This window comes from Mesorhizobium sp. NPDC059054, assembly GCF_042739215.1.
Taxonomy (GTDB): Bacteria; Pseudomonadota; Alphaproteobacteria; order Rhizobiales; family Rhizobiaceae; genus Mesorhizobium.
In genome coordinates, this window is sequence record NZ_JBHYHV010000008.1 from 43,933 (window position 1) to 58,979 (window position 15,047).

At 63.6% G+C, this 15,047-nt stretch carries 14 protein-coding genes; 8 read left to right on the plus strand and 6 right to left on the minus strand.

From position 1 onward, the window contains the following. Positions 1-23: 23 nt before the first annotated feature. Complete coding sequence (locus ACFWXH_RS28520; protein WP_379124814.1) at positions 24-1,034, plus strand: ABC transporter substrate-binding protein; 1,011 nt, start codon at positions 24-26, stop codon at positions 1,032-1,034. A gap of 34 nt (positions 1,035-1,068) precedes the next feature. On the opposite strand, the gene ACFWXH_RS28525 is transcribed toward ACFWXH_RS28520, so the two are convergent. Further along, on the minus strand, positions 1,069-1,494 hold the full coding sequence (locus ACFWXH_RS28525; protein ID WP_379124816.1) for a hypothetical protein: 426 nt from the start codon (positions 1,492-1,494) through the stop codon (positions 1,069-1,071). Between the two features lie 153 nt (positions 1,495-1,647). Between ACFWXH_RS28525 and ACFWXH_RS28530 the strand changes: the two genes are divergently transcribed. From ACFWXH_RS28530 to ACFWXH_RS28560, 7 genes are all read left to right on the plus strand, one after another. Further along, positions 1,648-2,622 (plus strand): BMP family protein, encoded by a 975-nt coding sequence (locus ACFWXH_RS28530; RefSeq protein WP_244483537.1) that lies wholly within the window; start codon positions 1,648-1,650, stop codon positions 2,620-2,622. A gap of 78 nt (positions 2,623-2,700) precedes the next feature. Beyond that, positions 2,701-4,263, plus strand: coding sequence for an ABC transporter ATP-binding protein (locus tag ACFWXH_RS28535; protein WP_379124818.1), 1,563 nt, complete (start codon positions 2,701-2,703; stop codon positions 4,261-4,263). After that, positions 4,260-5,357 carry an ABC transporter permease gene (locus ACFWXH_RS28540; protein WP_379124819.1) on the plus strand — a complete coding sequence of 366 codons (1,098 nt, stop codon included), beginning with the start codon at positions 4,260-4,262 and terminating at the stop codon, positions 5,355-5,357. The genes ACFWXH_RS28535 and ACFWXH_RS28540 overlap by 4 nt, the downstream gene beginning before the upstream one ends. Before the next feature lie 3 nt (positions 5,358-5,360). Then, entirely contained in the window at positions 5,361-6,296 is a 936-nt protein-coding gene (locus tag ACFWXH_RS28545; protein WP_326895324.1) for an ABC transporter permease, read from the plus strand. Positions 6,297-6,343: 47 nt separating this feature from the next. Then, positions 6,344-7,150: a 4-pyridoxolactonase gene (locus ACFWXH_RS28550; RefSeq protein ID WP_379124820.1), complete on the plus strand. Its 807-nt coding sequence runs from the start codon at positions 6,344-6,346 to the stop codon at positions 7,148-7,150. Between the two features lie 125 nt (positions 7,151-7,275). Next, positions 7,276-8,454: a pyridoxamine--pyruvate transaminase gene (gene ppaT, locus ACFWXH_RS28555; RefSeq protein WP_379124821.1), complete on the plus strand. Its 1,179-nt coding sequence runs from the start codon at positions 7,276-7,278 to the stop codon at positions 8,452-8,454. A gap of 37 nt (positions 8,455-8,491) precedes the next feature. Then, entirely contained in the window at positions 8,492-9,238 is a 747-nt protein-coding gene (locus ACFWXH_RS28560) for an SDR family NAD(P)-dependent oxidoreductase (protein ID WP_379124822.1), read from the plus strand. A gap of 215 nt (positions 9,239-9,453) precedes the next feature. Here the strand turns inward: ACFWXH_RS28560 and ACFWXH_RS28565 are convergent, their stop codons facing one another. Genes ACFWXH_RS28565 through ACFWXH_RS28585 form a run of 5 tightly spaced genes read right to left on the minus strand, consistent with a single transcriptional unit; the run spans position 9,454 to position 15,020 of the window. Next, positions 9,454-10,395, minus strand: a complete 942-nt coding sequence (locus ACFWXH_RS28565) for a nucleoside hydrolase (protein WP_379124823.1) — start codon at positions 10,393-10,395, stop codon at positions 9,454-9,456. Then, complete coding sequence (locus tag ACFWXH_RS28570; RefSeq protein ID WP_379124824.1) at positions 10,395-11,408, minus strand: nucleoside hydrolase; 1,014 nt, start codon at positions 11,406-11,408, stop codon at positions 10,395-10,397. Before ACFWXH_RS28570 ends, ACFWXH_RS28565 begins: the two co-directional genes overlap by 1 nt. Before the next feature lie 17 nt (positions 11,409-11,425). Continuing rightward, on the minus strand, positions 11,426-12,415 hold the full coding sequence (locus tag ACFWXH_RS28575) for an ABC transporter permease (protein WP_379124825.1): 990 nt from the start codon (positions 12,413-12,415) through the stop codon (positions 11,426-11,428). Next, the gene (locus tag ACFWXH_RS28580) at positions 12,403-13,443 is read right to left on the minus strand and encodes an ABC transporter permease (RefSeq protein ID WP_054313458.1); all 1,041 of its coding nucleotides are present in this window, start codon (positions 13,441-13,443) and stop codon (positions 12,403-12,405) included. Before ACFWXH_RS28580 ends, ACFWXH_RS28575 begins: the two co-directional genes overlap by 13 nt. After that, positions 13,440-15,020: an ABC transporter ATP-binding protein gene (locus ACFWXH_RS28585; RefSeq protein ID WP_379124826.1), complete on the minus strand. Its 1,581-nt coding sequence runs from the start codon at positions 15,018-15,020 to the stop codon at positions 13,440-13,442. The genes ACFWXH_RS28580 and ACFWXH_RS28585 overlap by 4 nt, the downstream gene beginning before the upstream one ends. Positions 15,021-15,047: the final 27 nt, after the last annotated feature.

The following is a 15,047-nucleotide window of genomic DNA, read 5'->3' on the forward strand; positions in this document are numbered from 1 at the left end:
CAACGACAGGGAAGGATCGAACAATGCTGAGACGCTCACTTATCAAGGCAGCCACGCTTGCGGCGTTTGCCGGCGCGCTTGGCTTCTCCGGTGCAGCGCTGGCCGCCGACACGGTCAACGTCCAGCTCGACTGGGTGGTGCGCGGCAACCACGCCATGTTCTTCGTGGCCAAGGAAAAGGGTTTCTTCGCCAAGAACGACATCGACCTGGCCGAAATCCGCAAGGGTTCGGGTTCGCCGGACGCCATGCGGCTGGTGGGTAATGAGAACGCGGATTTCGGCTTCGGCGATCTTCCCACGCTCGCCGTCGCGCGGTCGCAGAAGGTCCCGGTCGTGGCGCTCGCCGCCGTCAACCAGCGCTCGCCGCTGGCGATCCTTTCGCTGGCCAAGACGTTGAAGCTCACCAAGCCGGAGGATCTCAAGGGGCTGACCATCGGCATCCACCCGGCAGGATCGACCTACATCTTCTTCAGGGGGTTCCTGGCCGCCAACGGCCTGACCGAGAAGGACATGACGCTGAACAGCGTATCGCCGCCCTATGAGAGCTACCTGCTGCTCGGACGGGTCCAGACGGTGGTCGGCTATGTCGATGCGGAGGTGCCCGAACTGGAAGCCAAGGCAGGCGGGCCGGGTTCGCTCAGCATCATGATGGGCGCGGACCATGGCTGGAAGGCTTACGGCTCCGGCCTGTTCACCTCGGAGAAGATGATCAAGGACAAGCCCGATGTCGTGCGCCGCTTCGTCAAGGCCTACCGCGAAGCCTTCGACTATGTCGTCGCCCATCCGGAAGAGGCCGCCGAGATCACGGCCAAGGCCGCACCCGGCTATGCCGACAAGAAGGACGTGCTGCTGGCGCAGATCAACGCCGACATCGCCTCGACCTTCACCAGCCCCGAAACCAAGGAACACGGCCTCGGCTGGATGAGCAAGACGCAATGGGAAGAGACGCTGAAGACGCTCAGCGATCAGGGCGTGCTCAAGGCGGCGCTGTCGGCGGACGATATCTTCACCGACAAATTCCTGGCGAAGGAATAGGCGCGATGCTTGAGGGGCACGGCTCGATGAGCGCCTACCGGCAGATCAGGCCGTCCTGCTCCATGCCGCAGGACACGGCGCGCGTGCCCTTCTGCGCATCGGCACGGTCGAGCGTGATCTGCACGCGGGTCGCATATGCGCGGCCCGACAGACCACACCACAGGCGCTCGACCGGCAGGTTTTCGTGCTTGTCGTTGAGGATGGTGAAGGCGCCGGTCTCGGCGTCGAACCAGAGTTCGACACGGGCACTCTTGCCCGGTTCGACCGTCGCAATCCCGGCCGAATACCAGTGGGCGAAGTCGGCATTGCAGGACAGGCCGTCCTTGCCGGAATTCGAGATCGTCAACGGCACCATGGCGAGCCCATCGGTGCCGGTGCGGACGGTGACATGGTGCAACTCAACCGCGTTGGCAGAGGATATGAACGCCAGCGCTAACGGGAGGACATAACGGATCTTCACTTCGAATAGGCTCCGGATACAATTTATTCCGAAAGTCTATCTCTCTTCTTCGTAATGACAATAACAATATCCATGGGAAGACAGCAAAAAGAGGGTAACATGTTAAAGCTTCTGAAAAGCAGCGTAAGTGCAGTTATACTGGGAAGCGTCTTGATGGGTGGCGCTCTCGCTGGCGAAGTCAAGTCGATCGCCATTCTGACGCCCGAAGAGGGCACGGATTATGGCTGGAACCAGCAGGGCATCGATGCCGCCAAGGCGGCAGGCAAAGCCGCCGGCGTCGAAGTGGTCGTGGCCCAGGGGCTCGGCTATGGCGACGTTCGTCCCACGCTGCGGGAACTCGCCTCCGACGGTGCCAGCCTGCTGATCGCACACGCCAGCGGCTACAACACCTCGGCGCCCGAGATCGCCAAGGAAACGAAGGTTCCGGTGGCGATCGTGGATACGCCGGCCGGGCTGGAGAAAGGCCTCGTCGCCGACTACACGCTGAGCGGCCACGAGGGCGCTTACCTCGCCGGCCGTCTCGCTGCCAAGATGTCGCGCTCGAAGTCGGTCGGCATCGTGGTCTCCGGCGAGCCGCCGTCCTGGAACTCGCAATCGGCTGCCTTCGCGCAGGGCGTGAAGGCGGAGAACGCCGACGTTAAGATCACCTATGCGGTGATCGGGCCCGCCGCCTACAGCGATGCGGCTGGTGGCAAGCGTGTCGCCGAAAGCGTGATCGCCTCGGGCGCCGACATCATCTTCGGCCAGGGCAACGGTTCGAGCTTCGGCATGCTGCAGGCGGTTGAGACGACCAAGGCCGCCGATGGCGGCAAGGTCTATTTCATCGACGTCATCGGTGACAAGTCGCCGATCGACAAGGGCTTCCTGCTGTCGTCGGTGGTATGGAACATCGAGCCGGTCTACGCCGCGATGATCGCCGACCTCAAGGCCGACACGTTCGGCACCAAGCACTACACGATCGGCCTCAAGGACGATTCCGTGAAACTGCTGAAGACCGCCGCGATCCCGGACAACGTCTGGTCCGAGATCCAGGCCGTGCGCGAGGACGTCATCTCCGGCAAGATCAAGGTCGAGCCGGTCTATGACGCCGCCGCCGTCAGGGCGCTGATGACAAGCGTCGCCAAGTAAGGCGGCGAGAAGTCAGTTGCCGAAGGGGCGATCGGATCGCCCCTTCGGACGATTCCCCTTTTTCAGGGCTGGGCTTAGATGAGTAATACCACTCCGTCGCCCGTCGGCGACATCGTCGCACTCGAAGGCGTGACCAAACGCTTTCCGGGTATCGTCGCCAATGACAGCATCGACCTGTCGATCCGTCCGGGCGAAGTGCATGTGCTGCTCGGCGAGAACGGGGCGGGCAAATCCACGCTGATCGGCATGCTGTCCGGCCTGCAGCAGCCCGATGAAGGACGCATCCTGGTCGACGGCAAGCCGACGCCGATCACCTCGCCGCGCCAGGCGCTGGCGCTCGGCATCGGCACGGTGTTCCAGCACATGATGCTGGTGCCGACACTGACCGTGGCGGAGAACCTGCTGCTTGGTGGCCCCTGGTGGCAACGCCCCAGGACCGAGGAGCTCGAGGCGCGTGTCGCCGAGATCAGCAGGAGCCTCGGCATCGTGGTCAAGCTCAATGCCAGGGTTTCGGAGCTTTCGCTCGGCGAACAGCAGCAGGTCGAGATCGTGCGCGCCATGGTGCGCAACAGCAGGCTGCTGATCCTCGACGAATCCACCTCGATGCTGACGCCGCAAGGCATCGAGGAGCTTGGCGCGCTGATGCGCCGCCTCGTCGAACAGGGACTGGCGATCGTCTTCATCACCCACAAGCTCAAAGAGGCCGCCGCCTTCGGCGACCGCATCTCGGTGCTGAAGCTCGGCCGCAAGGTCGGCGAGATCCCGCCGGAGCGTTTTCGTGCGCTCGGCGAACAGGAGATCATCTCCGAAATCGTGGAACTGATGTTCGGCAAGCAGAAGGACGACCCGGAAGCGGCCGATCGTTCCGTTGCCTCGGTCCACACTGAGGCCGCTCCGCTGCTTCAGGTTGCCGATCTGGAGGTGGCTTCGACCGACAATGCGCCCGGCCTGTCGTCGATCTCCTTCGACATCCGTCCGGGCGAGATCCTCGGCATCGCCGGCATCGACGGCAACGGCCAGAAGCAGCTGGCGGAGGCACTGGCCGGTCAGCGCACGGCGACCGGCGGTTCGGTGCGGCTGGAGGGAACTGCCATCGAGACGCTGAGCGTCGGAGAGCGCAGCCGGCGTGGCCTTCGCTACCTGACCGACGACAGGTTGGGCGAGGGCACGGTCGGTACTTTCCCGGTCTCGATCAACTTCTTCCTCAAGCAGGTCGGCGCGGCGCCGTTCTGGCGCAATGGCGTCGAGCAGCGCGCCGAGATCGACAGGCGCGCTGGTGAGCTGGCGCGTGAATACGACGTGCGCACGCCGAGCCTGAAGACGCCCGTCGCGCGGCTTTCGGGCGGCAACATCCAGAAGGTGCTTCTGGCGCGCGAACTGGCCGAGGGCGCGAAGGTGGTGATCTTCAACAAGCCTACCTATGGGCTCGATCTCGCCAACACGCTGGCCTCGCGCCAGCGCATTCGTGACGCTGCCCAACGCGGCCTCGCGGTGCTGCTGATCTCGACCGACCTCGAGGAGCTGCTCAGCATGTGCAACCGCATCGCCGTCATGGCCAACGGGTCGCTGGTCGGCACCGTCGACAATGCCGACGATGCCCGCACCCGGGTCGGCCGCCTGATGATCGGACTAGCCGCATGAGCATCGACACTGCCCCCACCGCCGGCGCCACCGCACTCGATGCCACCAGCAGCGTCGGCACGCGCCGCGACGTGCTGCGCCGGCTCTTGATGACGCTTGGCCCGATCCTTGTCGCCCTCGTCATTGCCGGCTGCATCCTGCTCGCCGTCGGCGTCGATCCGCTCGCCTATTACGGCTATGTACTGGAGAAGGGCCTGTTCTCGCCGCTCGGCATCCAGCAGACGCTGACCCGCATGGCGCCGCTCCTGTTCCTTGCCGCCGGCCTGATCGTGGCCTTTCGCGCCGGCATGTGGAACCTCGGCGGCGACGGCCAGTTCCTGCTTGGGGCGGTGACGGCAGCGGCCAGCGCGCCGTTCTTCGTCGAGGTCATGCCGGCCTGGCTGGCACTGTTCTGCGCCTTCGTCGTCGCCACGCTCGTCGCGATGGCCTGGTCCCTGGTGCCGGCACTGCTGCGCGCCTATCAAGGCGTCAACGAGATCATCACCACGCTGATGATGACGTTCCTCGGCACCTCGCTCGCCAATGTGCTGGTCAAGCTTTTGTTCCGCGACCCCGGCACGACCGTGCCGCAGACCCGCACCCTGCCGGTGGAGGACCGGCTGCCGCGCCTGTTCGACACCACCATCACCAGCGGCCTGCTGTTCGGCCTGGCTGCGATCGTCATCGTGCATCTGGTGATGACGCGGACGGCTTTCGGACTGAAGCTGAGGGTCGTCGGCGCAAATCCGCGGGCAGCGGTTCACGCCGGGCTCGGCGTACCTGGCCTGACCATCGCCGTCTTCGCCATTTCAGCCGGGCTGGCGGGGCTTGCCGGCGCTGTCGACATCATCGGCGTGCAAGGCAATGTCCGCGCCGACTGGAACCCCGCCTACGGGCTGGCGGTCATCCCGGCGGTGTTCCTCGCCCGCATGAACGGTTTTGCGGCCATCGGCTTCGTGTTCCTGCTTTCGGTGCTGTCGATCGGCGGCGAAAGCGCGGCGCGGCGACTCGGCGTTCCCAATCATTTCACGCTGGTGCTGGTCTCGATCGTGCTGATCGTGCTCGCGCTCGCCGAATATGTCGACCACCGCTACAACCAGTCGAGAAAGGCCTGACGCATGACCGGGCTGTTCAGCGAAGTCTTTCTCAGCGCGCTGCTGTTCGGCGCGGTCACCGCGGCTATCCCGCTGCTGCTCGCGGGGCTTGGCGAGCAGATGTCGGAAAAGGCAGGCGTGCTCAACATCGGCATCGAAGGCATGATGCTGGCCGGCGCCTATCTCGGCTTCGTCGGCGCCTTCTATTCCGGTTCGCTGTGGCTGGGTTTCCTCACCGGTGCCGCCGGTGGCGTGGCGGTGGCGCTGGTCATGGCGCTCTTGTGCGTGCGTATCGGCCTGAACCAGATCGTCATCGGCATTGCGTTGACGCTCGGCCTGGAAGGCCTGACGGCGCTGCTGCATCACTTCCAGTTCTCGCGCAGCTATCCTCGTTTGCCGGCTCCGAATCCCACCGTAATTCCGACGTTGGCGGACATTCCGGTGATCGGGCCGGCCTTTTTCAAACATCACCTGATCGTCTACCTGGCCGTCGCCCTGGTGTTTGCCATGGGCTACCTCTACCGCCGCACACAACTCGGCCTCAACCTGCAGGCTGCAGGCGACAAGCCGGCCGCACTCGATGTCGCCGGCATCGACGTCATCAGGACGCGCACCATCGCCGTGCTGTCGACCGGCGCGCTGGCAGGGCTCGGCGGCGCCTATCTCGCCAATGTCGGGGCAGGCCTGTTCATCCCCTTCATCACCAACGGCGCCGGCTTCCTCGGCATCGTGCTGGCCATGCTGGCGCGCGGCCGGCCGGTCTGGGTGCTGTTCGGCGCCCTTTTATTCGGCGTTTGCCTGTCGCTGACAACGGCCATGCAGGTGGCGGGCATCAACATACCGACCGACGTCATCCAGATGCTGCCGTTCCTGGCGGTGATGATCATGCTGGTACTGTTCGGGCGGCGGGCGAGCCTGCCGGCGGCACTCGGAATTCCCTATGAGCGCGGCGCGCGCTGACGACAACGGATGCGCGGATGGGAGCCGCGCCAACACAGGAGGCAAGAATGTCGGATACCAAGGTCTACCTGCTCGACGGCGGCTCGCTCGTCCTCGACGGTTATCATGTGTTCTGGAACCGCGGCCCGGGCGGCGAAGTCCGCTTTCCGGTCTATTCGATCCTGATCGAACATGCCGAGGGCCGCTTCCTTATCGACACAGGCTTTGACTACGACCACGTCATGAAGGTGCTGCCATTCGAAAAGCCGATCCAGGAAAAGCACCAGACCATTCCGGGCGCGCTGGCGCTGCTTGGGCTGGAGCCGAAGGACATCGACGTCGTCGTCAATTCGCATTTCCATTTCGACCATTGCGGCGGCAATAAATATTTCCCGCATGCCAAGAAGATCTGTCACCGCACGGAGGTGCCGCAGGCCTGCAATCCGCAGCCCTTCGAACATCTCGGCTATTCGGACCTGAGCTTCTCGGCGGAAGCGGCGGAAGCACGCGGCGCCACCGCGCAACTCCTGGAAGGCACTACGCGCGCCAACTCGACCTTCGAAGGGATCGACGGCGACGTCGAACTCGCCAAGGGCGTCAAGCTGATCTCGACGCCCGGCCATTCGATCGGCCACTACAGCCTTCTCGTTGAGTTTCCCAAGCGCAAGCCGATCATGTTCACGATCGACGCCGCCTACACCCAGAAGAGCCTGGAGACGCTGTGCCAGGCAGCCTTCCACATCGACCCGGTCGCCGGCGTCAATTCGATGCGCAAGGTGCAGAAGCTGGCGCAGGACCATGGTGCGGAGCTGATGTACTCGCACGACATGGACAACTTCAAAACCTACAGGACCGGCACGCAGTTCTACGGCTGAGCGCCATCAGAGCGTTTCCGTTTTTCGCGGAAACGCGGAAACGCTCTAACTTTTGTTTTACGCAATTCCGGACGCAAAACCGCTGCGCACTTTTGCTGGAATTGCCCCAATCCGGAGACAAGACAATGCGCTATCTCGAACATGCCGATCCGGTGATCACGCTGACCGCGGGGCCGGTGGACGCTTATGCAAAGGTGCTGCGCGGCCTTGGCCGCACGGTGCTCTACGACTACGACCCGGCGTTCCAGCTCTTCTACGAGAAAGTGGTCGGCAAGGCGCAGAAGGCGATGCGGCTGTCGAACAAGCCGGTCATCCTGCACGGCGAGCCGGTCCTCGGCCTGGAAGCAGCGGCAGCGTCGCTGATCACGCCCGACGACGTGGTGCTGAACCTTGCCTCCGGCGTCTACGGCAAGGGCTTCGGCTATTGGGCGAAACGCTATTCGCCCAACCTGCTCGAGATCGAAGTGCCCTACAACGAGGCGATCGACCCGCAGGCGGTTGCCGGCATGCTGAAAAAGCATCCGGAGATCACCGTCGTGTCGGTCTGCCATCACGACACGCCTTCGGGCACCATCAACCCGATCGATGCCATCGGTGCGCTGGTGTCGGCGCATGGCGCCTATCTGATCGTCGATGCCGTTTCGTCCTTCGGCGGCATGAAGACGCATCCGGAAGACTGCAAGGCCGACATCTATGTCACCGGCCCGAACAAGTGCCTGGGAGCGCCTCCCGGCCTGACGCTGATGGGCGTCAGCAAGCGCGGCTGGGCAAAGATGAAGGCCAACCAGGCGGCACCGCGTGCCTCGATGCTGAGCATCGTCGACTGGGAGAACGCCTGGTCGTGCGAGCAGCCGTTTCCGTTCACGCCGTCGGTCGCCGAGATCAACGGTCTTGATGCTGCACTCGACCTCTATCTCGACGAGGGACCGGAAGCGGTGTGGGCGCGCCATGCGCTGACGGCAAAGGCCATGCGTGCCGGCGTCGCCGCGATGGGCCTGTCGATCTGGGCGGCTAGCGAGGCGATCGCGTCGCCGACCACCACAGCCGTGCGCACGCCTGAAGGCATCGACGAGAAGGCGCTGCGACAGGCAGCGCGTGCCCGCTACGGCGTGGTGTTCTCGTCGGGGCGCGGCGAAACGCTGGGCCGGCTGACGCGCGTCGGCCACATGGGCCCGACCGCGCAGCCGATCTACGCCATCGCGGCGCTGACGGCACTCGGCGGCGCCATGAACGCGGCCGGCCAGAAGCTGGCAATCGGCAAAGGCATCGACGCGGCGCTGGCCGTCATCGACGCCGACGCCTGAACACAGACCACAAGAATGGGCATAAGGGAGAAATTTCATGACTGAACGGCTTGCGGGAAAGACGGCCCTGGTGACGGGTGCCGCACAAGGCATCGGCAAGGCCATCGCGGCGCGTCTGGCCGCTGACGGCGCGACTGTTGTCGTCAGCGACATCAACGCCGAGGGCGCTAAGGCCGCCGCCGCCGCGATCGGCGGAAAGGCAAAGGCGATCGCCGCCGACATCTCAGATCCGGCATCGGTGAAGGCGCTGTTTGCCGAAATCCAGGCGCTGTCCGGCGGCATTGACATCCTGGTCAACAACGCCAGCATCGTGCCCTTCATCGCCTGGGACGATGTCGACCTCGACCACTGGCGCAAGATCATCGACGTCAACCTGACCGGTACCTTCATCGTCAGCCGCGCGGCGACCGACCAGATGCGGGCGGCAGACAAGGCCGGGCGCGTGATCAGCATCGCCTCCAACACCTTCTTCGCCGGCACGCCCAATATGGCGGCCTATGTCGCGGCCAAGGGCGGCGTCATCGGTTTCACCCGCGCGCTGGCGACGGAGCTCGGCAAATACAACATCACCGCCAATGCGGTGACGCCGGGCCTGATCGAAAGCGACGGCGTCAAGGCGAGCCCGCACAACGAGGCGTTCGGTTTCGTCGAGATGCTGCAGGCCATGAAAGGCAAGGGTCAGCCCGAGCATATCGCCGACGTCGTGTCGTTCCTTGCCTCGGACGATGCGCGCTGGATAACCGGCCAGACGATCAACGTCGACGCGGGCATGGTTCGGCACTAAAGCGTTTCCGTTTTTCACGGAAACGCGGAAACGCTCTAAGTTTTGTTTTCGCCGCATTTTTGTAACGCCAAGTGATCCCACTTGGCTACAAAATGCACTAGCAGCGTCGCGCATGGCTGACCGAGCGATATAGTGCTCAGCCTCTGCGTGGCCGCAGTCGAGCATGGCAGCCAAAATTGAAAAGGTGAGCGCTCAGCGCTCACCTTTTGCAGTTGCTAGTCCCTCAGCAGGTCGAACATCAGCTTGAAAAAGCGGTCGGCGTCGACTTCGTAGGCAATGCGCGCATTGTCCTTCTCGCCACGCTCACTCCAGAAGTCGGCGACAGTCGCTCCGAATGTGTGGCTACCCTGAAGATCCACCGCAATGTGAGCAGGGCGCGTCTTGACCAGGGTCGGATCGATCGCCAGCGCCAATGCCAGCGGATCATGCATGGCGCCGCCGACGCCCATCGAGTTGCGATGCAGCTTCTCGTAGAACAGCAGCCAGTCGTTGACGAGTTTTCCCAGCGGCGTATCGATGGTGGCAAGCTCGGCATATTGCGGCTCTTCGATCAGCACCTGCATGGTGACGTCAAGGCCGACCATGGTGATCGGGACACCGGAATCGAGCACGATCTTCAGCGCCTCCGGATCGCAGAAGGCGTTGAATTCCGTCGGCGTTATGATCTCGCTCTTGCGGTAGAACACGCCTCCCATCCAGATCAATTCCTTGATCTTGGGCAACACATGGGGGTGCTTGAGGATCATCAGGCCGATGTTGCAGAGAGGGCCTGTCGCCACGACAAGCAACGGTTCTGGCGAAGCCATCAGCTTGTCGGCCAGGAAGTCGACCGCATGCTGGTCTACCGGCTTGATGGTCGCCTGCGGCAGGTAGGGCGAACCTTCGAGGCCGCTTGGGCCGTCCGCGGTTCCCAGCACCAGGGGACGCGCCAGCGGGCGATGGCAGCCGGCCGCGACCGGCACGTCGCCGGCCCCGATATATTCCAGGATGCGCAGGGCGTTGGTCGTCGTCTTCTCCAGTTCGGCATTGCCGCAGGTGGTGGTGACGCCGAGCAGTTCGATGGCCGGCGAGCGGTGCGCCATGACCAGCGCGATGGCATCGTCGTGGCCGGGATCGCAGTCGAAAAGAATAGGGGTGGGCTTCATCATTGCACTCATCAGGCCGCCCGCTCGTAGCGCGCGATGGTTTTCTTGAACATTTCGAGGAAGCGGCGTCCGTCGAGATCGGTGCCGATGCGCGTGGTCTTGGGGCCGCCACCGGGCAGGATCTGGAAGCCGCGATAGGCGACTGTCTGGCCGCGCGAGACGTGCCCGTCGATCAGGACGTCCACGAAGAGTGGATCGGTGAGCGTGGCAAGGCCTGGGTCGAAAGCCAATGCGACGGTGATGACGTCATCGAGCGGGAAGCCGACAAGCCCGAAGAACTCGCGCCAGATATCGATGTAGATCGGGAACACGTCGGCGATCATGTCGAGGACGGGATTGTCCTTTGCGGTCGCCTGCATGTCAGCGATGTCGTCGCGCGTCAGCATGGAGGTGGCGACACGGTTGTCCTCGCAAATGTCGAGCGGCACCAGGATCTTGTCGACCTCGGCGTTGAGCACGATGCGCGATGCCTCGGGATCGGCCCAGATGTTGTATTCGGTTACCGGCGTGATGTTGCCGGGCGTCGTGAAGGTACCACCAAGCACCAGGAGGCGCTTGAGCGCCTGCGCAAGTCGTGGCTCCTGCAGCAACGCCATGGCAGCGTTGGTCAACGGGCCGGTGGTGACAAGCGTGATCTCGCCGGGGTTTGCCATCACGGTCTTGATGATGAAATCGACGGCGTGGCCGGGTGTTGCAGCGCGCTTTGGCTTCGGCGCAGGCGGGTTGAACTTCTTCAGCCGGTCGCCGAAGCGTGCCGTGAGCGTCTTTTCGAAATGCACCGGCGCTTCCATGTCGGCCTTTGAATGACCGACGATCGGCCGCCAGGCACCCGCATGAACAGGAACATCGTCACGACCCGCGAGCGAGAGCGTGTTGAGCACCACATTGGTGACCTGCTCGATGGGACCGGCAGCACCGGTAACGGTCGTCACCGCCTCAAGTTTCACGTCGGGATTTGCGGCGGCGAAGAGCACGGCAAGAATATCGTCGCCGGCGGAATCGACGTCGAGGATTATGCGTTCCATTGTCTTGATGCGATCCTTCAGCGTGGGTGGTTGTTGCCGGTTTCAGCCGGCTTGGTCTCGACGGAGAGCATTTTCTTCATGCTCTCCAGGGTTTCACGGATGATCCTGGGCCGGCTGCGGTAGGACAGGGCGAACAACGCCACCAATGCGACCAGATACGGCACCGCCAGGATGAGGTAGGACGGGAAGCCGAAGGTCTGCAGACGCAATGAAAACGCGTCCGCGAAACCGAACAGCAGGCAACCCGCCAGCACCTTGAGTGGATCGCCGGCCGAGAAGATCAGGATGGCGACGGCCATGAAGCCACGGCCGGACGACATATTCTCGGTGAACATGGTGATGTAGCCGAGCGACAGATGCGCGCCGGCAAGGCCGGCGAGCAGGCCGCACAACAGCGAGGCCGTATAGCGAACGCGGGTGATCGAGATGCCGAGAGCCTCGGCAGCCTCCGGCTTTTCGCCGACGACGCGGATATAGAGGCCGAGCCTGGTGCGCTTGTAGAACAGCACCAGAAGCGGGACGGCGATGAAGGCGACATAGACCATGGGCGTGTAGCCCGAGACGAGCGGCGCCCAGGAACCAAGCAGATCGCGGGCACCCGGTATTTGAACCTTCGGCAGTCCGACGATCTTCTGGCCGACGATCGAGCCGCGGGTGCCGAAGATCGCCTTCATCAGCGAAATCGTCATGCCGCCGGCGAGGATGTTGAGCGCCAGACCGACCACCACCTCGTTGGCGCGGAAAGAGACCACCAGCACAGCGAAGGCGAGGGCGAAGACGAGTGCGGCAGCGACGCCGCAGGCAACGCCGATCAGTGCCGACCCGGACCAGATCGACCCGAGTACCGCGAAGAAGGCGCCGACCAGCATCTGGCCTTCGAGGCCGATGTTGAAGATGCCGGCCTTGGTGGTGAAGGAGCCACCCAATGCGACGAGCAGGATCGGCGCGGTGGTGCGCAGCGTTGCAACCAGCAGGGCGACGTTGAGGAGCTTGTCTAGAACTTCCATCGACGCTCTCCTGCGGTGCTGTCGCCGCGGCGCTTCATCAGGACCTGGGCCGAAACGCTGAGGATGATCAACGCCTGGATCACGGTGATGATCTCGCGCGATGCGCTGGTGTCGGTCTCGAGCAACAGCGAGCCGTTGCGCAGCGCGCCGAAAAACAGTGCCGTGAAGATGGTGACGATCGGAGAACCGTTGGCGAGCAGGGCGGCGATCAACCCATCGAAGCCGAAGCCGGGCGCGAAACCCTCCATGAAACGGTGGTGGACACCGAGTGTCTCGACACCGCCCGCAAGTCCGCCCACGGCACCTGAAGCGAGCAGCACGAGGAAGCCCTGGCGCTTGACGTCGATACCGCCATATTCGGCGAATTTCGGCGCCGAGCCGACCATCGAGATGGAATAGCCCTTGGCCGTCTGACGGAAGAACCAGGCGACGAAGAGCGCCAGCGCCAGACCGATGACCAGCCCCCAGTTGAGGCGGGAGAAGGAAAACAGCTCCGGCAGGTATGCCGTCGGCAGGATTGGCGGTGTCTCGGACCAGCCTCCCGGCCGTTTGAACAGGAAGATCGTGAAGTAGGAGGTGAGCAGCACCGCGACATAGTTCGACAGGATCGTCGAAACGACCTCGTTGGTGTTGTAACGGGCGCGGAAATAGGCCGGGATGGCTACCCAGGCGGCACCGGCAAGCACGGCAGCCACCATGCCGACCACGACATGCAGGCCGGCCGGCAGCGGCAAGGCAAAGCCGACCCAGGCGGCGGCGAAGCCGCCGAGGAAGAGCTGACCCTCGATGCCGACATTGAACATGCCGCCGCGCAGGCCGATGCAGGCAGCGATGCCGCAGATAAGGATCGGCGTCGTCTGCAGCAGCGTACCTGCGATCTTGGACTGGTCGCCGAACGCGCCCCTGACCAGTGTCATGAAGACATTGATGGGGCTTTCGTCGATCAGCACGATGATCAGGGCACCCAGGGCAAGGGCGATCGCCAGGGCGATGATCTGCCCATAGAATGCACGCAACCTGTCACTCATGCCGCCACCTCGCTTGCTGCAGAGTTGGCGTTCAAGCCTGCCATCATCATGCCGATCCTTTCGCTGTCGGCGCTATCGCCCTCGACCTCGCCCATGATCCGGCCGTTGAACATCACCAGGATGCGATCGGCCAGGGTGAGCAGCTCGTCGAGTTGCACCGAAATGACGAGCACGGCGCGGCCGGCGGCACGCTGGCGCATGATCTCGTCATGGATGGATTCCTGCGCACCGATGTCGACTCCGCGCGTCGGTTGATCGATGAGAAGGAAGTCCGCGTCATTGGTGAATTCGCGGGCGAGCACCACTTTCTGGATATTGCCGCCCGACAGCCGCTTGACCGTATCCTCGGGACCACGCGCCCGGATATCGAAGCGCTTGATCATCTCGACGGCCTGTTTCGCAACCCCCTTCCAGTCGAGGACACCGTTGCGGCTCCATGGAGCTTTGAACTGACGGCCCATCAGAAGGTTCGACGAGATCGAAGCGCTGCCGTCGACCCCGCGCACCATGCGATCGCCCGGAACGTGAGCGAGCCCGGCCTGGCGAATGGCAGCCGGCGTCAATGCCGTGAGATCGCGCCCTTTCAGCATGGCTGATCCATGACTTGCCGGCCGTAAGCCGGCGAGCACTTCTGCGAGCTCCGTCTGACCATTGCCGGCAACGCCGGCGATGCCGACGATCTCGCCGGCTCGCACGGTGAAGCTTGCGTCACGCAGCGCCGGCAGACGGCGTTCGTCGCGCGCCCACAGGTTGTTGACGTCGAGCACGACCTCGCCGGAGGTCTTGGTGCGTTGGCGCCGGTCGAAGGAAACGTCGCGCCCGACCATCATCCGCACCAGATCGTCCTTGGTGAGTTCGGCTGTCGGGCGCGTGGCGACGTGCTTGCCGTGACGCAGGACCGTGACCGTATCGGAGACCTCCATCACCTCCTCGAGATGGTGGGAGATGAAGATGACGGTCATGCCGTCGGCGACGAAACCGCGCAGCGTCTGAAACAGCTCGCGGCTCTCCTGTGGGGTCAGGACGGCCGTAGGTTCGTCGAGGATGATCGTGCGTGCGCCGCGCGCCAGGACCTTCAGGATTTCTATGCGCTGTTCGATGCCGACCGACAGCAGCGACACCCGCTCCTGCGGTTCGACCTTGAGCCCGAAGCGTTCGGACAGCTCGCGTGTCTTCTCAACCTGGGCTGCGTGGTCGATCAGGCCGTTGCGGCGGATCTCCATGCCGAGGAAGACGTTGTCGGCGACCGACAGCGAGGGCACCAGCTTGAAATGTTGATGGACCATGCCGAGGCCGGCATCGATCGCGGTGGCGGGATCGGTGACAACGGTCTCCTTGCCGTTGAGCACGATCCTGCCTTCATCGGGCTGCAACAGCCCGAACAGGATGTTCATCAGCGTCGTCTTGCCGGCACCGTTTTCGCCGATGATGGCGTGGATCTCGCCGCGCTTGACGCGCAGATCGACGCTTTCATTGGCAACGAAAGCACCGAAGCGCTTGGTGATGTCGATCAATTCAACGGCGTTTTCGGCCGATGATGTCGTTTCTTGTGTTCTGGCTGGCGACGTGTCCGACACGAGAGCCTCGCAAGTTGCGCCGATCAG